This is a genomic window from Delftia sp. RIT313 (assembly GCF_000632165.1).
GTDB lineage: Bacteria > Pseudomonadota > Gammaproteobacteria > Burkholderiales > Burkholderiaceae_C > Comamonas > Comamonas acidovorans.
This window is the reverse complement of the sequence record NZ_JFYT01000078.1, coordinates 1-22196: the sequence shown is the minus strand read 5'-3', so window position 1 is coordinate 22196 and position 22196 is coordinate 1. Positions and strand designations below refer to the sequence as shown.

Sequence of the window (22196 nt, the reverse complement as noted above, 5' to 3'; positions counted from 1 at the left end):
GAAAGAGTCTTATGAAATCTCTACTCGACCTGTTCAAGCAATTCACGCCTGATGAGCATTTCGATGCCATCAAGATCGGTCTGGCTTCTCCCGAGAAGATCCGTTCCTGGTCCTTCGGCGAGGTGAAGAAGCCCGAGACCATCAACTACCGTACGTTCAAGCCCGAGCGCGATGGTCTGTTCTGCGCCAAGATCTTTGGCCCCATCAAGGACTACGAGTGCCTGTGCGGCAAGTACAAGCGTCTCAAGCACCGCGGTGTGATCTGCGAGAAGTGCGGCGTCGAAGTGACCCAGACCAAGGTGCGCCGCGAGCGCATGGGCCACATCGACCTGGCTGCGCCCTGCGCCCACATCTGGTTCCTGAAGTCGCTGCCGTCGCGTCTGGGCCTGGTGCTCGACATGACGCTGCGCGACATCGAGCGCGTGCTGTACTTCGAAGCCTACGTGGTGACCGACCCCGGCATGACCCCGCTGAAGAAGTTCAGCATCATGACCGAGGACGATTACGAGGCCAAGCGCACCGAATACGGTGACGAGTTCGAAGCCAAGATGGGCGCCGAAGGCATCAAGGATCTGCTCGAAGGCATCGACATCGATGTCGAGACCGAGCGTCTGCGCGGCGATCTGACCGGCTCCGAAGTCAAGGTCAAGAAGAACGCCAAGCGCCTGAAGCTGCTGGAAGCGTTCAAGAAGTCCGGCATCAAGCCGGGCTGGATGGTCATGGAAGTGCTGCCCGTGCTGCCCCCGGACCTGCGTCCGCTGGTGCCGCTGGACGGCGGCCGCTTCGCGACGTCCGACCTGAACGACCTGTATCGCCGCGTCATCAACCGCAACTCGCGTCTGCGCCGCCTGCTGGAGCTGAAGGCTCCGGAAATCATCGCGCGCAACGAAAAGCGCATGCTGCAGGAAGCGGTGGACTCGCTGCTGGACAACGGCCGCCGTGGCAAGGCCATGACGGGCGCCAACAAGCGTGCCCTGAAGTCGCTGGCCGACATGATCAAGGGCAAGAGCGGTCGTTTCCGCCAGAACTTGCTGGGCAAGCGCGTGGACTATTCGGGCCGTTCCGTGATCACGGTGGGTCCGTACCTCAAGCTGCACCAGTGCGGTCTGCCCAAGCTGATGGCGCTGGAACTGTTCAAGCCCTTCATCTTCGCGCAGCTCGAGCAGCGCGGCATCGCCACCACCATCAAGGCGGCGAAGAAGGAAGTCGAATCCGGCACGCCCGTGGTGTGGGACATCCTCGAAGAGGTCATCAAGGAGCACCCGGTCATGCTGAACCGTGCTCCCACGCTGCACCGACTGGGCATCCAGGCCTTCGAGCCCATCCTGATCGAAGGCAAGGCCATCCAGCTGCACCCGCTCGTCTGCGCGGCCTTCAACGCCGACTTCGACGGTGACCAGATGGCTGTCCACGTTCCGCTGTCGGTGGAAGCACAGATGGAAGCCCGCACGCTGATGCTGGCCTCCAACAACGTGCTGTTCCCCGCATCGGGCGAGCCCTCCATCGTTCCTTCGCAGGACGTGGTGCTGGGTCTGTACCATGCAACGCGCGAGCGCATCAACGGCAAGGGCGAAGGCATGATCTTCGCCGACATCGGTGAAGTGCAGCGCGCGCTGGACTCCGACCAGGTCGAACTGGCCGCCAAGATCAGCGTGCGTCTGACCGAGTGGACCAAGAACAAGGACTCCGGCGAGTTCGAGCCTTCGACCAGCCTGGTGGAAACCACCGTGGGCCGCGCCCTGATGTCCGAGATCCTTCCCAAGGGCCTGCCGTTCAGCCACATGAACAAGGCGCTCAAGAAGAAGGAAATCTCCAAGCTCATCAACGCCTCGTTCCGCAAGTGCGGTCTCAAGGCCACGGTGGTGTTTGCCGACAAGCTGCTGCAAAACGGCTTCCGCCTGTCCACGCACGCCGGTATCTCGATCGCCATCGGCGACATGCTGGTGCCGCCGCAAAAGGCCGAGATCATCGGCCGTGCCGAAGCCGAGGTGAAGGAGATCGAACAGCAGTACGTCTCCGGTCTCGTGACCGCTGGCGAGCGCTACAACAAGGTGGTGGACATCTGGGGCAAGGCCGGCGACGAAGTCTCCAAGGTCATGATGGCCCAGCTTGCCAAGGAAAAGGTCATCGACCGCCACGGCAACGAAGTCGAGCAGGAATCGTTCAACGCCATTTACATGATGGCCGACTCCGGCGCCCGCGGCTCGGCCGCGCAGATCCGCCAGCTGGCCGGCATGCGTGGCCTGATGGCCAAGCCTGACGGCTCCATCATCGAGACGCCCATTACGGCGAACTTCCGTGAAGGCCTGAACGTTCTGCAGTACTTCATCTCCACCCACGGCGCCCGAAAGGGTCTGGCCGACACGGCGTTGAAGACGGCCAACTCCGGCTACCTGACGCGTCGTCTGGTGGACGTGACGCAGGATCTGGTGGTCAACGAGGACGATTGCGGCACGACCAATGGCGCACTGATGCGCGCCATCGTCGAAGGCGGTGAAGTGATCGAGTCGCTGCGCGACCGCGTGCTGGGCCGTACCACGGCCGAGGACGTCGTGCATCCCGAGACGCTGGCCGTCCTGCTGCCCGCAGGCACGCTGCTCAACGAAGACGGGATCGATGAACTCGAGTTGCAAGGCGTGGACGAGATCAAGGTCCGCACCGCGCTGAACTGCGAAACCCGCTACGGCCTGTGCGCCAAGTGCTACGGCCGCGACCTGGGCCGCGGTGGCCAGATCAACCTCGGCGAAGCCGTGGGTGTGATCGCCGCCCAGTCCATCGGCGAGCCCGGCACGCAGCTGACCATGCGTACCTTCCACATCGGTGGTGCCGCTTCGCGCGCTGCCATCGCATCGAGCGTGGAAGCCAAGTCCAACGGCGCCATCAGCTTCAACAGCACGATGCGTTACGTCAGCAACACCAAGGGTGAGCTGGTCGTGATTTCGCGTTCGGGCGAAATCGTCATCAGCGACAACGGCCGCGAGCGTGAGCGCCACAAGGTGCCTTACGGTGCCGTGCTGACCGTCAGGCCCGACCAGCAGGTCAAGGCCGGTCTGATCCTGGCCAACTGGGATCCGCTGACCCGACCCATCATTACCGAGTACGCCGGCCAGGTGCGCTTCGAGAATGTGGAAGAGGGCCTGACCGTGGCCAAGCAGGTCGACGAAGTGACCGGTCTGTCCACGCTGGTGGTGATCGATCCCAAGCGCCGTGGCTCTGCCAAGGTCGTGCGTCCTCAGGTCAAGCTGATCGATGCCAACAACCAGGAAGTCAAGATCCCCGGCACCGACCACTCGGTGACGATCGGCTTCCAGGTCGGCGCTCTGATCCAGGTGCGTGACGGCCAGGACGTGGGCCCCGGCGAAGTGCTGGCCCGTATCCCTGTCGAAGGCCAGAAGACCCGCGACATTACCGGCGGTCTGCCCCGCGTGGCCGAGCTGTTCGAAGCCCGTACGCCCAAGGACAAGGGCACGCTGGCCGAGATGACCGGCACCATCTCCTTCGGCAAGGAAACCAAGGGCAAGGTGCGCATGCAGATCACCGATCTGGATGGCAAGGTCTGGGAAGAGCTCGTGCCCAAGGAAAAGAACATCCTGGTGCACGAAGGCCAGGTGGTCAACAAGGGCGAGTCCATCGTCGACGGTCCCGCCGATCCGCAGGACATCCTGCGCCTGCTGGGCATCGAAGAGCTGTCGCGCTACATCGTTGATGAAGTGCAGGACGTCTACCGTCTGCAGGGTGTGAAGATCAATGACAAGCACATCGAGGTGATCGTTCGCCAGATGCTGCGCCGCGTCGTGGTCGAGAACACCGGCGATTCGACCTACATCGCTGGCGAGCAGGTCGAGCGTTCGGAAATCCTCAATACCAACGAGGCCCTGCAGCGCGAAGGCAAGATCCCCGCCACGTACTCCAACGTGCTGCTGGGTATTACCAAGGCTTCGCTGTCGACCGACTCCTTCATCTCCGCCGCGTCGTTCCAGGAAACGACCCGCGTGCTCACCGAGGCTGCCATCATGGGCAAGCGCGACGAGCTGCGTGGCCTGAAGGAAAACGTCATCGTGGGTCGCCTGATCCCCGCCGGTACGGGTCTGGCCTACCACCAGGCACGCAAGGCCAAGGACGCCATGGACGACGCAGAGCGCCGCGCCATCGCCGACGCCGAAGCGGCCGAACTGGCCGGTGTGATGGCTGACGACGACGCTGGCGTGGCTGCCGTCGCCGGTGACGCTTCCGCTGACTGAGACACTCGGGCGAGCGCAAGCGAGCCCTTGAAGTGACGTGACGCTCCCGGCCTGCCCTGCGCAGGCGGGAGCGTTTTTCTTTGGGAATAACCAGAGTTCGGCCGGACCAGCTTCCGGCCGGGCCATTGCAGACGATGTGGTCCTTGTCTCTTGAATGGATGCTACTGGCACTGCTGGTGTTCTGGGCCGTTGGCGCATACAACCGGCTGGCTCGGCTGCGCAGCGGCTGCGTGCAGCAGTTCGGAGCGCTCGATGCGCACCTGGGCCAGTGGCATGCCATGCTGCAGGCCTTCGAGGCCCAGCCCAAGGCCGAAGGCCAAAGCCCCGCCCTTGTGCATGCCCAGGCCGCACTGCACCAGACCGCCGCGCAGCTGCAGGCGGCCCTGGTCGATGCCCGTGGCCGGCCGCTGCGCGAGACCGCGCTGGCCTCGCTGGAGCACGCCTGTTCGGCGCTGGACGTGGCCTGGCAGGCCATGACCAAGGTCGCCGTTGATACCGGCGCCGGCGCCGCTGGCACTGGCACTGGCGCTGCGCCATCAGATGCCCCATCGCCGGACCCCGATCCGCTGCAGCCCTGGCAGCAGCGCTGGACCGAGCACCAGGTGCGCAACCGCCTGGGACTGCAGCAATTCAACGCCGCGGCCGAGCGCTACAACGCCGCCATTGCGCAATATCCGGCCAGGCTGCTGGCCTGGCTGCTGGGCTTTCGCCCGGTGCGCAGCCTGCTGGTCGAGCCTGTCGCCAGCAAGGCACAGGAAAGTGGAACATGAACCAACGCACGCATTCTTCCCCGCGCCGCGCTGCGGCGCCCTCGCAGGCGCATGCCGCATCGGCCGCACCTCCTCTTTGGCAGCAGCTCGACGCCGTCGCCCAATGCCTGCAGTCCGTGCTTGAAGGCCAGTCCAGCCGCAGCGTGCTGGCGCGCGTGACGCAGCCGCTGCGCCCCGGCGTCCAGGCGCTGCTGTTCCAGGTGCTGCGCCAGTTGGGCCGTGCCCAGGCGCTGCAAAAGCAGCTGGCCTCGCGCAACCCGCCGCCGCGCGTCAGCGCATTGCTGAACACGGCCCTGGCCCTGGCCTGGGATGAGTCCCGGGCACCGTACCCGCCATTCACCCTGGTCAACCAGACGGTGGAGGCTGCCAAGCAGGGGCCGACGCGCGCCCAGTCCGGCTTCATCAATGCCTGCCTGCGCCGCTTCCTGCGCGAGCGCGATGCCCTGGTCGCCGCCACCGACGACCAGCCGCAGGCCGTCTGGAACCACCCGGCCTGGTGGATCGCCCGCCTGCGCAAGGACCATCCCGATCATTGGCAAGCCATCCTGCAGGCCAACAATGAACAGCCGCCGATGACGCTGCGCGTCAACCGCCAACAAACGGACCGCCAGTCCTACCAGGCAGCGCTGCAGTCCATGGACGTGCCTTCCCTGGCCGTGGCCGACAGCGGCCTGCAACTGCAGCATGCCCTGCCGGTGCAATCCCTGCCGGGCTTCGACGAAGGCCTGGCCTCGGTGCAGGATGCGGCCGCGCAACTGGCCGCGCCGCTGCTGCTGCAGGGGCTGGAGCAGCCCGCCGGCCGCGCGCTGCGTGTGCTCGATGCCTGCGCCGCCCCGGGCGGCAAGACGGCCCACCTGCTGGAGTACGCAGCACCGCAGACCCTGGAGGTCACGGCGCTGGAGATAGATGCCGAGCGCGCCGCGCGCATTGCGGACACGCTGGGGCGGCTGCGCCTGCAGGCCCGCGTGGTGGTGGCCGACGCATCCCGGCCCGACCAGTGGTTCGATGCGCAATGCGGCGGCCAGCGGTTCGACGCCATCTTGCTGGACGCGCCCTGCACGGCCTCGGGCATCGTGCGGCGCCAGCCCGACGTGCGCTGGCTGCGCCGCGAAAGCGATGTGCGCCAGCTGGCCGAGATCCAGGCGCGCCTGCTCGACACCCTGTGGCCCCTGCTGCAGCCCGGCGGGCGCCTGCTCTACTGCACCTGCTCGGTCTTCAGGGAAGAGGGCGAGGCACAGGTTCAAGCGTTTGTTACACGCAACAGTGAGGCGCGAACCCTGGCGGCACCGGGGCATTTAATCCCGGGCAAAGCCGACAAAGCCGGCATGCTGGCTGACAATGCTTTGGGTGACCACGACGGTTTCTTCTACGCCTTGCTGCAAAAGACGCGCTGACCCCCACCATCGGGCCTGGTCGCCAGCCTGGCTGCGCCTGCTGGCGCGGCTGGCCGGGGCGCTTTTGCTGGCCGGCGTGCTGGCGGGCCTGGGCCTGCAGGCCAGGGCCGATGCCCTGACGGCCGAGATCGGCCCCATGCAGCTCGATCGCTCCGACGACGGCCTGCTGCTGTCGGCCAACCTCCATTTCGAGCTGCCCTACCAGATCGACGATGCGCTGCGCCAGGGCATCCCCATGTACTTCGTGGCCGATGCCCAGATCCAGCGCGAGCGCTGGTACTGGTCCGATCAGCAACTGGCCACCGCCAGCCGCCACTACCGCCTCAGCCACCAGCCGCTGACGCGCCGCTGGCGCCTGCACATATCCAGCACCCCGTTCTCCAGCAGCGGCCTGGGGCTGGCGCTGGGCCAGACCTTCGAAAGCCTGGACGATGCGCTGGCCTCCATGCAGCGCATCTCGCGCTGGAAGATCATGGACACGGCACCCACGCAATCGGGTGTATCGGTGCAACTGCGCTTTCGCATCGACCTGTCCCAGCTGCCCAGGCCGCTGCAGATCGGCGCGCTGGGCCGCTCGGGCTGGAACCTGCAGCTGTCGCGCACCCAGATGCTGGAAGACGCCCCATGAGCAGGGCCTCGGCCGACGACGAACGCGTGGCCCTGCCGGCCTCGGCCGGCCTGTCGCGCGGCACGCGCTGGGCCGTGGGCGTGGGCGCCGGCCTCATGGGCCTGGTCGGCGTGCTGCTGCTGTTCCTGCTCACCCTGGCCACCAACAACCGCCTGGACTACGAGCGCAACTACAACTGGCTGTTCGCCGCCAACGTGGTCGTGGCCGGCCTGCTGCTGGCCATCCTGGCCTGGGGCGGCATCCGCCTGGCCATACGGCTGCAGCGCGGGCGCTTCGGCAGCCGCCTGCTGCTCAAGCTGGCCGGCATCTTCACGCTGGTGGGCCTGGTGCCGGGCCTGCTGATCTACATCGTCTCCTACCAGTTCGTCTCGCGCTCCATCGAAAGCTGGTTCGATGTGCAGGTCGAGGGCGCGCTGTCGGCCGGCGTCAGCCTGGCCAGTGCCACGCTGGAGACCGTGGCCAATGACATGGCCAACAACACGCGCACCGCAGGCGCCCAGCTGTCCCAGGTCTCCGATGCCGGCGCCGCGCTGATCCTGGAGCGCGTGCGCGACCAGTTGGGTGCCACCGATGTCGTGCTGTGGAGTGCATCGGAGCTTGCCGTCATGGGCCCGACGCAGACCACCCGCGGCGGCGACCTTGCGGGCCTGCGTGCCATCGCCAGCGTGGGCCAGTCGCGCTTCAACCTGCAGCCTGAACGCCCCAGCGCGCAAATGCTGCGCTCGCTGCGCGAGCAGCGCGCCGTGGCCAGCATCGAAGGCCTGGACGACGACGGCATGGCCCAGCCCGGCGCCACCGCGCCCGGCGCCCAGGTCCGCACCCTGGCCCTGGTGCCCAACCCCAGCGTGGGCCTGCTGACCGAGCCGCGCTACCTGCAGGCCACCATTGCACTGCCGCAGGCCCTGGTGACCAATGCCCTGGCCGTGCAGGCGGCCAACCGCGAATACCAGGAACGCGCGCTGGCACGCGGCGGCCTGCAGCGCATGTACATAGGCACGCTCACGCTCAGCCTGTTCCTGGCCGTCTTCGGCGCCGTGGTGCTGGCCATCGTGCTGGGCAACCAGCTGGCCAGGCCGCTGCTGCTGCTGGCCCAGGGCATGCGCGACGTGGCGCGCGGCGACCTGCGGCCCAAGCCGGCGCTGCAGACGCGCGACGAGATCGGCGGGCTCACGCGCTCCTTTGCGCTCATGACCCAGCAACTGGCCGACGCCCGCGCCGAAGCCAACCGCAGCATGGGCCAGCTCGATGCCGCACGCGGCAACCTGCAGACCATCCTCGACAACCTCACCTCGGGCGTCATCGTGCTGGACGCGCGGGGCGCCATCGTGCTGAGCAATCCCGGCGCCACGCGCATATTGCGCGCGCCCATGGCCGTCCATGAAGGCCGGCTGCTGTCCCAGGTGCCGGGGCTGGAGCAGTTCGGCGAAGTCGTGCAGGAGCAGTTCGCGCTCTTCCTTGGCGAGCAGGGGCGCGATCGCTGGCAACTGGTGCATGAGCTGCATGCCTCCACCGACGGCGGCGTCATCCAGCACACCACCACCCTGGTCATGCGCGGTGCGGAACTGCCCGATGCGCAGCGACTGCTGGTCTTCGACGACATCTCGGAAATCGTCTCGGCCCAGCGTGCCCAGGCCTGGGGCGAGGTGGCGCGCCGCGTGGCCCATGAGATCAAGAACCCGCTCACGCCCATCCAGCTGTCGGCCGAGCGCATGGCCATGCGGCTGACCGACAAGCTGCAACCTGCAGAGCAGGCGCTGCTGGCCAAGTCCGTCAAGACCATCGTCGATCAGGTCGGCGCCATGAAGCGCCTGGTCGATGAATTCCGCGACTACGCGCGCCTTCCCGCCGCCAACCTGCAGTCGTTGGACCTCAACGCGCTGGTCACCGATGTGCTCCAGCTGTATGGGGAAGAGAACGCCGAAGTGCGCGTGGACTGCGTGCTGGACCCGCAATGCCCGCCGATTTCCGGCGATGGCCAGCAGCTGCGCCAGGTCATTCACAATCTTTTGCAGAATGCCCAGGACGCCACGGCCCAGCGCGCGCAGGAAAGCGGCCAGCCCCCCGGCCCCGTGACCATAGAGACGCGCTGGAACGAGTCCGCGCGCCGCGTGCGCCTGAGCATCAGTGACAGCGGCACGGGCTTCGCCGCCAACATCCTTCAACGGGCCTTCGAGCCCTACGTCACGACCAAGGTGCGAGGCACCGGCCTGGGCCTGGCCGTGGTCAAGAAAATCGCAGACGAGCATGGCGCCCGCATCGACCTGGGCAACAGGGAAGACGACGGGGTGATTCAAGGTGCGCAAGTGTCGCTATCATTTGCGCCTGAGCGTACGGGATAGGCCTGACGCCCCCCGCGCCTCAGCACATAGGCTTAAGACACATGGCAAACATACTGGTGGTCGACGACGAACTGGGGATCCGGGATTTGTTGTCGGAAATCCTCAACGACGAAGGTCATAGTGTGGACGTGGCCGAGAACGCCGGTCAGGCACGCTCGGCGCGCGCCTCCAACACCTACGACCTCGTGCTTCTCGACATCTGGATGCCCGACACCGATGGCGTATCGCTGCTCAAGGAATGGGCCTCGGCAGGTCTGCTGACCATGCCCGTGATCATGATGAGCGGTCACGCCACCATCGAGACGGCCGTGGAGGCCACGCGCATCGGCGCGCTGTCCTTCCTCGAAAAACCCATCACCATGCAAAAGCTGCTCAAGGCCGTGGAGCAGGGCCTGGCGCGCAACGCCGCCAGCCAGGCACCGGCTGCAGCGCCCGTGGCAGTGGTCGAGCCGGACACTGCGGCCGTGGTCACGCCTGCGGCCAGCCGCGTGCCGGTGGACAACAACGTGCCGCATGCACACCAGGGTTTCGACCTGGACCGCCCGCTGCGCGAGGCGCGCGACGGCTTCGAGAAGGCCTACTTCGAATTCCACCTGGCACGCGAAGGCGGCTCCATGACACGCGTGGCAGAGAAGACCGGCCTGGAGCGCACCCACCTGTACCGCAAGCTGCGCCAGCTGGGCGTGGACCTGGGCCGCAACAAGCGCGGATAGACTTTTTGAAGGAATTTTGGCTTTTTCGTTTTTTGGTCAAAAAATCCTGCATATAATCTAGTTCTCGGCCCGGTAGCTCAGTCGGTAGAGCAGAGGATTGAAAATCCTTGTGTCGGCGGTTCGATTCCGTCCCAGGCCACCAAATTCAGTAAAAAATTACGGACTGCTTCGCAAGAAGCGGTCCGTTTTTCTTTGTGCTGCCGAAAAGCCTGCCGTTGTTCAGGACGCCCAGGCCACACGCTTCAGTCACTCAGGCGGGGGGCGGCTGCATTGTCACGGTCACCAGCAGCACGCAGCCCTGTTCGCCCCGGGCGTGCACGTCATGGGGTTCGCCCGCCGGCACCAGCACTACCGAGCCGGCCACCAGCCGCAGGCTGGCCACGCGCGTGGCGATGCCGGCTTCGCCCGCCAGGCAGTGAATGGTGGCCTCGCCCGGCACCTGGTGGCGCGGCAGTGCATGGCCGGGCGGCAGCACCAGCCGAAGCAGCTGCAGCTGGGGCGTTCTGATCAGGCTGGTGCTGATGTGCATGCCGTCGCGGGCGTGCAGGGCGATGACCTCCAGTGGCTTTGCGTGTTCGAGTGCCATGCTTGGCTCCTGCTTGATGTGGGTCAGAAGGTGGTGCCGCAGCGGCCCCGCCCGCGCGCCTGAAGATGTACGCTGAATACATCTTATGCAGGCGCACGGCGGGCCGGAAGGAGTGGACATCATGGCGCAATGGCTGGAACTGGAGGAACCCCTGCGAACCCGGGAGCCGGCACCGCAATGGAAGGCCTTCCTGGAGCTGGGGTTCCGGCCGCTGTACCTGCTGGGCTGCCTTTGGGCTGCACTGTCGGTGGCGCTGTGGGTCTATGCGCCGCAGTGGATCGCGGGGCGCATGCCCGGTGTGTTCTGGCATGCGCACGAGATGCTGTGGGCCTTCGTGGCCACCATTGCCGTGGGCTTTCTGTTCACGGCAGGCAGCAACTGGACAGGGCGCAACCCCCTGCAGGGCCGGGCATTGGGCGCGCTGTGCCTGCTGTGGCTGGTGGCCCGCGCAGGCTTCCTGCTGCCGGGGCCGCAGGCCTTTGTGGTCGCCGCGCTGTGCGAGGCGGCCTTCTTCTGCTGGGCCGCGCTGGCGCTGGGCCGTGCCATTCAGGTGGCGCGCAGCCGGCGCAACTACGGGCTGCCCCTGCTGCTGGCGGGCCTGGGCGTGGCCGATGCGCTGTACCTGTGGTCCATCTGGCAAGGCGACTACGGCGCGCTCATGCAGCGCTTCAACGCTGGCCTGCTGTGCATGGCCGTGATTGCGCTGCTGATCGCGCGGCGCGTGATCCCCTTCTTCGCCATGCGCGCCGTGTCCGGCCTGCAGATCCCCATGCACACGGCCAGCGGCCAGTGGCAACTGGGCGCGGGCGTGGTGGCCATCGCCTGCCTGCTGGCGGGCTGGTGGCCGGGCCTGGCCGCCGGCCTGGCCGTGGCGGGCCTGATCGCCCTGTGGCAGGTGCTGGCCTGGAAGCCCCAGGCCGTGCGCCGCGTGCCGCTGCTGTGGATTCTCTACCTGGGCCACGCGGCGCTGGGTGCGGGCCTGCTGGTGGCCGGCGCGCATGCGGCCGGATGGGTGCTGCGCCCCGCCTGGCCCGTGCATGTGATCGGTGCGGGTGGCTTTGCCCTGCTCATCATCGGCATGTGCACACGGACGTCGATGGGCCACCTGGGCCTGCCGCTGCGCACCGACCGCAGCATGGTCGCCGCCTATGCCCTGGTCATTGCCGCTGCCGTGCTGCGCCTGGCGGCCCTGCTGCCCACGGCGCTGTCGCTGGCGGCGCTGCATGCCTCGGCCGCTGCCTGGGTATTGGCCTTTGCGCTGTACCTGTGGCGTTTCGCCCCGCTGCTGGTGCGCCCGCGTGCCGACCGGCAGGCATGAGCGGAGGCCTGCCATGCGCCTGACCCTGATGACCGACTACGCGCTGCGCCTGCTCATGCATGTGGCGCGCCACCCCGGGCGGCTGTGCACGATTGCCGAGATCGCCCAGGCCCATGCCATCTCCGAAGCCCACCTCATGAAGGTCACGCACCAGTTGGCGCTGCGCGGCTGGATCGTGACCGTGCGCGGCAAGGGCGGCGGCATGCGCCTGGCCCATGCGCCGGCCGACATCGGCCTGGGCGACGTGGTGCGCGGCATGGAGCCGGACCTTGCCATCGTCGAATGCTTCACGGGCACCAGCCCACCTGCCTGCACGCTTGCGCAGGACTGCCGGCTGGCCGGCGTGCTGGGCGGGGCGCTGGACAGCTTCATGGCCCATCTGGACGGCTTCACGCTGGCCGATCTGCTGCCGGCTCCCGCATCCCTGCCGCTGTCCCTGCCGTTGCCGCACAGGAGCCGCGCATGAGCTACGGACTGCTGCTGACCCTGCACCTGCTGGCGGCCATTGCCTTTGCAGGCACGGTGTTCTTCGAAGTCGTGCTGCTGGCCGGGGCGCGCCGCCACCTGCCCGCTGCCGTGGCGCGCGCCACCGAGCAGGCGCTGGGCGACCGCGCGGTCGCCGTCATGCCCTGGGTGCTGATCGTGCTGTACGGCGCGGGGCTGGGGCTGGCCTGGCAGCACCGCGCGGCATTGGCTGCCGCCTTTGCCGCTCCGCTGGCCGGCAGCTTTGGCCTGCTGCTGGCGCTCAAGATCGTGCTGGCGCTCAGCGTGTTCGGGCATTTCCTGGCGGCCATGTGGTGGCGCCGGCGCGGTGTGCTGGGCGGGCGCCGCTCGCACCGTCTGCACCTGAGCGTGTTCTGCCACGTGCTGGCCATCGTGCTGCTGGCCAAGGCCATGTTCTACCTGCACTGGTAAACAGCCTGCAGGCAGGCTCTGCCCGCGTTAAGCTCGCTGCTCGCATGGCTTGGAGCACGGGGGCGCAGAGGTGGCATCGCATTGGCAGCCGGGCTTGATCGCCCTGCACGGGAATCAGACGGAAGTGCTGGCCGACACGGTGCTGGCATGGCTGGCTGCGCACCCGCTGGATGTGCTGGAGCCCGAGGTGGTGCTGGTGCAGAGCAACGGCATGGCCGAGTGGTTCAAGATGCGCATGGCCGAGCAGCTGGGCGTGTGCGCCGCCGCGCGCGTGGAACTGCCCGCGCGCTTTGTGTGGCGCAGCTACCGCCAGGTGCTGGGCCGCCAGGCCGTGCCGCGCGAATCGCCGCTGGACAAGACGCCCATGACCTGGCGGCTCATGCGCCTGCTGCCGCTGTGCCTTCATGACCCGGCCTTCGCCCCCATTGCAGGCTTTCTGCGCCCCGGCGAGCCCGAGCGGCTGCTGCAGTTGGCCCAGCGCCTGGCCGACCTTTTCGACCAATACCAGATCTACCGCGCCGACTGGCTGGACGCCTGGGAGGCCGGGCATGACGTGCTGCCCATGCCCTTGCGCCCTGGTGTGGCGGACGCCCCGGTGCCCGAAGGCCAGCAGTGGCAGCCGCGCCTGTGGCGCGCCGTGCTGGCCGAGTTGGACGAGGACCAGCGCGGCGCCACGCGCGCGCGCCTGCAGGGCAGGGTGCTGGCCGCGCTGCAGTCGGGCGAGGCGCCGGCTGCGCCGCTGGCGCGCCGCGTGGTGGTGTTCGGCATCAGCCAGTTGCCTCTGAGCCTGCTGGAATTCCTGGCCGCCATTGCCCGCCATAGCCAGGTGCTGCTGGCCGTGCCCAATCCATGCCGCTTCCATTGGGCCGACGCCATCGACGGGCGCGAGCTGCTGCGCATGGCGCGGCGCCGCCAGCCGCTGCGCGGCGGGCGCGATCTGGCGCAGCTGCCGCTGGAGGCCATGCACGTCCACGCCCATCCGCTGCTGGCCGCCTGGGGCCGGCAAAGCCGCGACTATGTGCGCCAGCTCGACGCCTTCGACACCACGGGTGCTGCCGCGCAGCTGCAGATGCCGCGCGTGGACCTGTTCGACGAAACCGATGCCGAGGACCTGCGCACCGCGCCGCTGCTGGCCCAGGTGCAGCAGCGCATCCGCGACCTGGTGCCGCTGGCCGAGCACCCGCCGCTGGAGGTGGCGCGGGCCGACCGTTCCATCGTCTTTCACAGCGCCCACAGCGTGGTCCGCGAGCTGGAAGTGCTGCACGACCAGCTGCTGCAGATGCTGGCCCGGCCACCGGATCCTGCCCAGCCAGGGCAAGCGCCGCTGGCCCCGCGTGACGTGGTGGTCATGCTGCCGTCCATAGAGACGGCAGCGCCCTCGATACGTGCGGTCTTCGGCCAGTACGGACGGCATGACCCGCGCCATATTCCCTTCGACATCGCCGACCTGGGTGCGCGCGCCAGCAGCCCGCTGGCCGTGGCCCTGCAATGGCTGCTGCGCCTGCCCCAGCAGCGCTGCCGGCTCAGCGAGCTGTGCGATCTGCTGGACGTCCCAGCGATTGCCGCGCGCATGGGGCTGGCGGCCGACGACCTGCCCCAGCTCACGCGCTGGATGGCCGGGGCCGGCATCCGCTGGGGACTCAATGCGCCGCAGCGCGGCGCCCTGGGCCTGCAGGCTTGCGGCGAGCACAACAGCGCCTGGTTCGGCCTGCAGCGCATGCTGCTGGGCTATGCCGGCGGCGTGGCGCAGGACGGCCAGGCCTTTGGCGGCATCGAGCCCTATGACGAAGTGGGCGGCCTGTCGGCCGAGCTGGCCGGCGTGCTGGCCGCGCTGCTGGAGCGCATGCTGGCCTGGTGGCGCGAGGCCGGGCGGCCCGCCACGCCCGAGGTCTGGGCGCAGCGCTTTCGCGCACTGCTGCAGGACTTCTTCAAGGCGCAGGACGATGAGGACGAGGCCATGCTGGCCGCGCTGGATGCCGCCCTCACGGACTGGCAGCGCGCCTGCGAGCAGGCCGGCTATGCGGACGCCGTGGAACTGGGCGTGGCCCAGGAGGCCTGGATGCAGGCGCTGGAGCAGCCCTCGCTGTCGCAGCGCTTTCGCGCCGGTGGCGTGACCTTTTGCACGCTGATGCCCATGCGGGCCATTCCCTTCGAGGTGGTCTGCCTGCTGGGCATGAACGATGGCGACTATCCGCGCCGCGCCATGCGCAGCGACTTCGACCTGATGGCGCTGCCCGGCCAGCAGCGCCCCGGCGACCGCGCGCGCCGCGACGATGACCGCCAGCTCATGCTCGAAGCCCTGCTGTCCGCACGCCGCGCGCTCTACATCAGCTGGACCGGCCACCATGTGCGCGACAACAGCGAGCAGCCGCCCTCGGTCCTGGTCTCCCAGCTGCGCGACTACCTGGAGACAGGCTGGCGCGGCGAAGGCGGCCAGCCGCTGCTGGCGCAGCGCACGCAGCAGCACCCGCTGCAGCCCTTCAGCCGCCGCTATTTCGAAGAAGGCTCGCCCTGGACCACCTATGCGCGCGAATGGCGGGCCGCGCATGCGCAGTCTGACGGCACGGACGCGTTGCCTGCGCTGCCCGCGCAGCCACGCCCGCCCTTTGTCCCCGACGCCTCGGCGCCGCTGACGCTGGCCCGGCTCACCGATTTCCTGCGCCACCCGGCGCGCGCCTACCTGCGCCAGCGCCTGCAGGTGCGCTTCGAGCAGGAGGACAACCCCGTGGTGGACGAGGAGCTGTTCCAGCTCGACGGCCTGACCGAATACCTGCTGGTGCAGCAGTTGCAGCAGCAGGTGGCGGCCGGCCTGGACGAGCCCGGGCAGGCGCCCCAGGCCATGGAAGACAGCGTGCGAGCGGCCGTCGCGCGCCTCACGCGCTCGGGGCGGCTGCCTCTGGCGGGGCTGGGCGAGCGCGGCGCGCGGGCGCTGCAGTCCTCGGTCACGCCTTCGCTGCGGGCCTGGCGCCAGCAACTGGATCGGTATGCCCATCCCGCGCCGCGCAGGCGGCTGCTGATCGAGGACGATGGCCTGGTGTTCGACGACTGGATCGACGGGCTGCGCCAGTCCTGCGAAACCGAAGAGTCCCCCGATACGGACGCACAGTGCTGGCTGCTGCTGGACCCGCGCAACCTGCTCAATGCCAAGGGCAGGCCCCATGCCGACAAGCTCATGCCGGTCTACCTGCGCAGCCTGGCGCTGGCCGCCAGCGGCTCGCAGGCCGAGTTGCGCGTGGTGGCGCGCGACGGCCTGGTGCAGGTGCTGCCCATGGACCCTTCCGACGCGCTGGCACGGCTGCGTGAATTGATGGCCCTGTGGCGCGAAGGCCAGAACGGCCCGCTGCCCCTGCCGCTGCGCAGCGGCCTGGCCATGGCCGAAGGCCTTCCCGCTGCGGCCCAGCAGGCCTATGAGGGCGGTCATCTGGTCGGCGGTGAAGGCGAGGACCCGTCCTGGGTCCGCTGCTACCCGGACTTCGAACGCCTGAGCGCCGATGGCCGTTTCGAGGCCCTGGCCCATGCCGCCCACGCGCCGCTGCTCGACTGGGTGGCCGCGCAGGTGCAGGTCCTGCCGTACCAGGGGGAGGCGCAATGAGCGCGAGCGAAATGATCGGCGCCGTGACCGGCGATGTGGACGGCGATGTGGACGGCGACGTGACCGGCCATGTGCTCGACGCGCAGCGCTTCCCGCTGTGGGGCAGCCGCCTGATCGAGGCCAGCGCCGGCACCGGCAAGACCTGGACCATCGCCGCGCTCTACCTGCGCCTGGTGCTGGGGCATGGCGAGGGCAGCCTGGACGGCATCAGCAGCACGGCCTTCGAGCGCCCGCTGATGCCGCCCGACATCCTCGTCATGACCTTCACGCGCGCGGCCACGCGCGAGCTGTCCGACCGCATACGCAAGCGCCTGATCGAGGCCGTGCAGTGCTTTCGCGGCGAGGCCGAGCCCGCGCCCCACGACGCCTTCCTGCACGCGCTGCGCGAGGCCTACCCCGAAGGCGCGGCCCGTGAACGCGCGGCCTGGCGCCTGGCCATGGCGGCCGAATGCATGGACGACGCGGCCATCCACACCATCGACGCCTGGTGCCAGCGCATGCTGCGCGAGCATGCCTTCGACAGCGGCAACCTCTTCGACGAAACGCTGGAGCCCGACGAAAGCCAGCGCCAGACCGAGGCCGCGCAGGACTACTGGCGCCAGCAGTGCTACCCGCTGTCCGACGAGTTGCTGGACGAGGCCCTGAAGATCTGGCCCCACGTCGGCGCCCTGGTCGATGACATGCGCGCCCTGCTGCGCGAGACCCCCGTGCCCGGCGCGGGCGAGGGCAGCCTGGCCGACTGCCTGCAGCGCGCCATGGAGCAGCGCCGAAGCCGCCTGCTGGCCCTGGCGGCCGGCTGGGACGACAAGGCACAGCGCCTGCAACTGTGGCTGGATGGACAGCTCGACGGCCATGGCGCGCTGTGGGACAAGCGCAAGCTGCAGCCCGCGCGCTACACCGGCTGGCTGGCCGCGCTGGCCGACTGGTCGCGCGCGCCGCTGGACGGCCCGCTGGCGCTGACCGAGGCCGCGCGCCACCGCCTCAGCCCCGGGGGCCTGGCCGAGGCCTTCAAGGGATCGGCCGGCGATGTGCTCATGCCGCTGGAGCTGGACGAGCTGCAGGCGCTGCTGGTGCAGCTGGAGCAACTGCCGCCCGTCAGCGTGGCCGTGCGCCTGCATGCGGCCGCGCGCGTGGCGCAGCGGCTGGCCCACCTCAAGCGCCAGGCTGGCAGCTTCGGCTTTGCCGACATGCTGCAGCGCCTGGACACGGCCCTGGCCGGCGACAACGGCGCCGTGCTGCGCGAGCGCATCCTGGCCCAGTACCCGGTGGCGCTGATCGATGAATTCCAGGACACCTCGCCGCTGCAGTACCGCCTGTTCGACCAGATCTACCGCACGGCGGCCAACGACCCGCACAGCGCCCTGCTGCTGATCGGCGACCCCAAGCAGTCCATCTACGGCTTTCGCGGCGCCGACATCCACAGCTACCTGCAGGCGCGCCGCGCCACCGAGGGCCGCCACTACGTGCTGGGCACCAACTACCGCTCCACCGAGGCGCTGGTGGGCGCCGTCAACCATTGGTTCGCGCAGGCCGAGCAGCGGCCGGGTGAGGGCGCCTTCATGTTCCGGCGCGGCAGCCACAACCCGCTGCCGTTCGAGCCCGTGGCCGCCCAGGGCCGGCGCGAGCTGCTGCACACGCGCGACGGCGCCATGCCCGCCCTCACCGTGGCCTGGAGTGCGGGCCGCGACGAGGACACCGGCATTCCCCTGCCTTTGTCGGCCGACGAGGTGCGGCGGCGCTTTGCGGCCCATTGCGCCGAGCAGATCGTGCAGTGGCTGGCCGACCCGCAGGCCGGCTTTGTGCAGCCCGATGGCCGCCTTGTGCGCCTGCGGCCTGCCGACATCGCCGTGCTGGTGCGCACGGGCCGAGAGGCGGCCGCCGTGCGCCGAGAGCTGCAGGCGCGCGCCGTGGCCTCGGTCTACCTTTCGGACCAGGATTCGGTGTTCGCCAGCGACGAGGCCCATGACCTGCTGTACTGGCTGCGCGCCGTCGCCGCGCCGCTGGATGCCCAGGCCGTGCGCGCGGGCCTGGCCACGCGGCTCATCGGCCTGTCGCTGGACGAGCTGGCCTGGCTGGCCGCCGACGAGGAAGCCTTTGACGTGCGCAGCGAGCAGCTTCGCGAACTGCACAGCATCTGGCTGCGCCTGGGCGTGCTGGCCATGCTGCGCCAGACCCTGTACCGGCTGGACCTGCCCGTGCGCTGGCTGCAGGACCCGGCCATGGGCGGCGAGCGGCGCCTGACCAACTACCTGCACCTAGCCGAGCTGCTGCAGACCGCCAGCGCCCAGCTGGAGGGCGAGCAGGCCCTGATCCGCTGGCTGGCCACCCAGATCGAGACGCCGGGCAGCGGCAGCGAAGAGCAGGTGGTGCGCCTGGAAAGCGATGCCGACCTGGTCAAGCTCGTCACCGTGCACAAGAGCAAGGGCCTGGAATACCCGCTGGTCTGCCTGCCGTTTGCGGGCAGCTTCCGCCCCATGGAACGGGCCAGAACGCCGTTCCTGACCCTGTCCGCGCAGGACGAGTCGCAAGACGATGCGGCTCCGGCCCGCCGATTGCTGCTGGACTTCAGCGACGAGGAGCTTGCCCAGGCCGACCGCGAGCGGCTGCGCGAGGACCTGCGCCTGTTCTACGTGGCGCTCACCCGCCCGCGCCATGCGCTGTGGTTGGGCCTGGCCCCGCTCAAGCGCGGCAACGGCAAGGCCTGCGTGAACGAGCAGGGCGCAGCCGGCTACCTGCTGGGCGGCACCGAGCCGCGCTCGGCCCAGGGCTGGCGCGACGGCCTGCAGCAGCTGTGCGGCGAAGATCCGCACATGGCCTGGCGCGACCTGGATGCCGGGCCACTGCAGCGCACGCGCTGGCAGCCCCCGGCGGGCGCCACGCCGCTGCACGATGCCCCGGCCTACGACGCGCGCTTCGACACCCGCTGGGGCATCGGCAGCTTCTCGGCCCTGGTGCGTGCCATGGCCGCGCCCAGCCTGCCCGTGCTGCCCGTGGCCGTGCAGCGCCCGGCCGAGGATGAGCAGGCGCTGGAGCCGCCGCCATCGCCGGAACTGGCGGACATTGCCGGCCTGGCGGGCCTGCAGCCCCTGCAGGATGGACCGGCCGCTGGGCCTGCGGTCTGGCACCGCTTTCTGCGCGGCCCCGTGGTCGGCAACTTCGTGCACGACCAGCTGGAATGGCTGGGCGGCGAAGACTTTGCCCTGCCCGTGGACGGCCAGGGTGCGCTCGCTGATCGCCTGGTGCGCCGCTGCGAGCGCGCGGGCCGGGGCGAGCAGGCGCGCGACCTGCTGGCCTGGCTCACGGCCGTGGTCCACCAGCCGCTGGCGCCGCTCAATGTCACGCTGGCCACGCTGGGCCCGCAATTGTCCGAGATGGAGTTCTGGCTGCCCGCGCGCCAGCTGCCGGCCGAGCGCATCGACCAGCTGTGCCGGCGCTTCATCCTGCCGGGGCAGGAGCGGCCCGCGCTGCCCCAGCGCTCGCTGCACGGCATGCTCATGGGCTTTGCCGACCTGGTGTTCTGCCACGAGGGCCGCTACTGGGTGCTTGACTACAAGAGCAACCACCTGGGCCCGGACGGCGCCGCCTACGGCCAGGAGGCCCTGGCCCGCGCCATGCTCCACCACCGCTACGACGTGCAGGCCGCGCTCTATCTGCTGGCCCTGCACCGGCTGCTGCGCAGCCGCCTGGGCACGGCCTACGAGCCGCAGCGCCAGCTGGGCGGCGCGCTGTACTACTTTCTGCGCGGCATCGATGGCCCGGCCGGTGGCATGCATGCCATGGCGCCCGAGCTGCCCCTGCTCGATGCGCTCGATGAACTGCTCGGCCCCGGCCGCGCCGATATGCAGGAGCCGCCATGAGCCCGCGCCCCCGTTCGCGGACCGTCGATACGGCCACGCTGGACCTGTTCGATGAACGGCCGGGCGGCGAACCGCCGGGCGACGACTCGCCGGGCGACGCATCGCTGGGCGGCAAACCGCCGGGCGCCGTGCCGCCAGACACCAATGAAGTGCTGGCCCTGCTGCGCCGCTGGGCCGATGCCGGCCTGCTGCGGCGCCTGGATGCGGCGCTGGCCTCCTTCGTCGCCGGGCAGGATGCGCAGGCCGGGCCCGCCTTGCTGGTGGCCGCCGCGCTGCTGGCGCAGATGGAGGGGCGCGGCCACAGCTGCCTGCCCCTGGCGCCGCTGGCCGGCAACCCCAACGACGTGCTGGCCTGGCCCGCCGAGGTGCTGCCCGCGCAGCAGGCCCTGTGGCAGATGCTGCCCGCGCGCCTGTCCGGCTGGGTGGCGGCGCTGGGTGCCAGCCCCGTGGTGCGTGTGATCGGCGACGCGGGCCAGGATGGCGGCGAGGACCTTGGCCAGCCCCTGGTGCTGGCCGGTGCCGACGGCCCCGCGCCGCTGCTGTACCTGCGCCGCTACTGGGACTACGAGCGCGCCGTGGCCACCCATGTCATCCAGCGCACGGCGGCGCAGGCCGTGGCCGGCCAGCCGCTGGACGAAGCCCTGGCCCGCCACTGGCTGGACCGGCTGTTCCCGCCTTCGGCGGACGCTGGCACTGTGGACTGGCAGAAGCTGGCCTGCGCGCTGGCGCTGCGCGGCCGGCTGTCGGTGATCACGGGCGGCCCAGGCACCGGCAAGACCTATACCGCCGCGCGGCTGCTAGCCCTGCTGTTTGCCACGGCGCCAGACGCTGGCCAGCTGCGCGTGGCCCTGGCCGCGCCCACGGGCAAGGCCGCCGCGCGCCTGAAGCAATCGATTGACGGGGCCTTGCTGCAATTGCAGGGCAGCATGGGCGGCGAGATCGACCTGGCGGGCCTGGTGCAGCGCATGGGCGCGGCGCGCACCCTGCACTCCATGCTGGGCGCGCGGCCCGATACGCGGCACTGGGGATTCCATGCGGGCCGGCAGCTGGACGTGGATGTGCTCATCGTCGATGAGGCCTCCATGGTCCACCTGGAGATGATGGCGGCGCTGCTGGAGGCACTGCCGTCCGGCGCCCGCCTGGTGCTGCTGGGCGACAAGGACCAGTTGGCATCGGTGGAGGCGGGCGCCGTGCTGGGCGACCTGTGCCGCGATGCCCAGGCCGGACGCTACCTGCGGGAAACGCTGGACTATGCGCTGCGCGTGGCCGGCCAGGCGGTGCCGCCGCAGTTCGCGGCGCCGGCAGGCGACCGGCCTCCGGCTCTTGCGCAGCACACCGTCATGCTGCGCGAAAGCCGGCGCTTCGGTGGCCCCATCGGCCAGTTGGCGCGCGCCGTGAATGCCGGCCATGCCGCGCAGGCCCAGGCCTTGCTCGATGCCGGCACGCAAGGCGGTACGCACTCCGAACTCTGGGAGCGCCAGGGCGGCGGCGTGCAGGCCGTGACCGAACTGGCCGTGCGCGGGCGCGGCGGCCTGGCCAGCTATGCGCTGTATGCCAGGGCGCTGCAAAACAGGCCGGCTGCGGACGGCGGCTACGAGGCCGCGCACCGGGCCTGGGTGGTCGATGTGCTGCAGGCCTTCGAGCGCTTCCGGCTGCTGTGCGCCGTGCGCGAGGGGGACTGGGGCGTGTCCGGCCTCAACCGGGCGGTGGAGCAGGCCCTGGAAGCGCAGGGCGCGATCCGCCGCAGCGGCGAATGGTATGCGGGCCGGCCCGTCATGGTCACGCGCAACGATGCGCAGCTGGGCGTGTTCAACGGCGACTTCGGCATTGCGCTGCCGGGGGG

Annotated in this window: 13 protein-coding genes and 1 tRNA gene; 13 read left to right on the top strand and 1 reads right to left on the bottom strand. The window is 69.4% G+C overall.

The genetic code is table 11. The annotated features are described in order from the left end of the window. The first annotated feature begins 11 nt into the window (after positions 1–11). The 7 genes from rpoC to BW39_RS23095 all read left to right on the top strand — a co-directional run bounded on the left by rpoC (position 12) and on the right by BW39_RS23095 (position 10227). Positions 12–4241 (top strand): DNA-directed RNA polymerase subunit beta', encoded by a 4230-nt coding sequence (rpoC, locus tag BW39_RS23125; RefSeq protein WP_013800273.1) that lies wholly within the window; start codon positions 12–14, stop codon positions 4239–4241. A 158-nt stretch (positions 4242–4399) separates the two neighbouring features. After that, a complete protein-coding gene (locus BW39_RS23120) occupies positions 4400–5011 on the top strand; it encodes a LemA protein (RefSeq protein ID WP_235264272.1) in 612 nt (203 codons plus the stop codon). After that, the gene (gene rsmB, locus BW39_RS23115) at positions 5008–6405 is read left to right on the top strand and encodes a 16S rRNA (cytosine(967)-C(5))-methyltransferase RsmB (protein ID WP_043824545.1); all 1398 of its coding nucleotides are present in this window, start codon (positions 5008–5010) and stop codon (positions 6403–6405) included. The genes BW39_RS23120 and rsmB overlap by 4 nt, the downstream gene beginning before the upstream one ends. Next, positions 6350–7033 (top strand): DUF4390 domain-containing protein, encoded by a 684-nt coding sequence (locus BW39_RS23110; protein ID WP_235264271.1) that lies wholly within the window; start codon positions 6350–6352, stop codon positions 7031–7033. Before rsmB ends, BW39_RS23110 begins: the two co-directional genes overlap by 56 nt. Next, on the top strand, positions 7030–9372 hold the full coding sequence (locus tag BW39_RS23105; RefSeq protein ID WP_043824543.1) for a sensor histidine kinase: 2343 nt from the start codon (positions 7030–7032) through the stop codon (positions 9370–9372). Before BW39_RS23110 ends, BW39_RS23105 begins: the two co-directional genes overlap by 4 nt. A 41-nt stretch (positions 9373–9413) precedes the next feature. Further along, complete coding sequence (locus BW39_RS23100) at positions 9414–10085, top strand: response regulator (RefSeq protein ID WP_012202448.1); 672 nt, start codon at positions 9414–9416, stop codon at positions 10083–10085. Between the two features lie 66 nt (positions 10086–10151). Then, a tRNA-Phe gene (locus tag BW39_RS23095) sits at positions 10152–10227 on the top strand. Positions 10228–10335: 108 nt separating this feature from the next. Here BW39_RS23095 and BW39_RS23090 read toward each other — a convergent pair. Then, complete coding sequence (locus BW39_RS23090) at positions 10336–10671, bottom strand: cupin domain-containing protein (protein WP_043824541.1); 336 nt, start codon at positions 10669–10671, stop codon at positions 10336–10338. A gap of 121 nt (positions 10672–10792) precedes the next feature. On the opposite strand from BW39_RS23090, the gene BW39_RS23085 reads away from it, so the two are divergent. The 6 genes from BW39_RS23085 to recD form a co-directional block, all read left to right on the top strand. Continuing rightward, positions 10793–11989: an NnrS family protein gene (locus BW39_RS23085; protein ID WP_043824549.1), complete on the top strand. Its 1197-nt coding sequence runs from the start codon at positions 10793–10795 to the stop codon at positions 11987–11989. Between the two features lie 13 nt (positions 11990–12002). Further along, positions 12003–12455, top strand: coding sequence for an RrF2 family transcriptional regulator (locus BW39_RS23080; protein ID WP_043824540.1), 453 nt, complete (start codon positions 12003–12005; stop codon positions 12453–12455). After that, positions 12452–12904 carry a CopD family copper resistance protein gene (locus BW39_RS23075; protein ID WP_043824538.1) on the top strand — a complete coding sequence of 151 codons (453 nt, stop codon included), beginning with the start codon at positions 12452–12454 and terminating at the stop codon, positions 12902–12904. Before BW39_RS23080 ends, BW39_RS23075 begins: the two co-directional genes overlap by 4 nt. Positions 12905–12974: 70 nt before the next feature. Then, positions 12975–16496 (top strand): exodeoxyribonuclease V subunit gamma, encoded by a 3522-nt coding sequence (gene recC / locus BW39_RS23070; RefSeq protein ID WP_043824537.1) that lies wholly within the window; start codon positions 12975–12977, stop codon positions 16494–16496. After that, positions 16493–20353 carry an exodeoxyribonuclease V subunit beta gene (gene recB / locus BW39_RS23065; protein WP_043824535.1) on the top strand — a complete coding sequence of 1287 codons (3861 nt, stop codon included), beginning with the start codon at positions 16493–16495 and terminating at the stop codon, positions 20351–20353. Before recC ends, recB begins: the two co-directional genes overlap by 4 nt. After that, the coding region (recD, locus tag BW39_RS23060; protein WP_043824533.1) for an exodeoxyribonuclease V subunit alpha at positions 20350–22196 on the top strand (1847 nt) is incomplete at its 3' end. The genes recB and recD, both read left to right, overlap by 4 nt.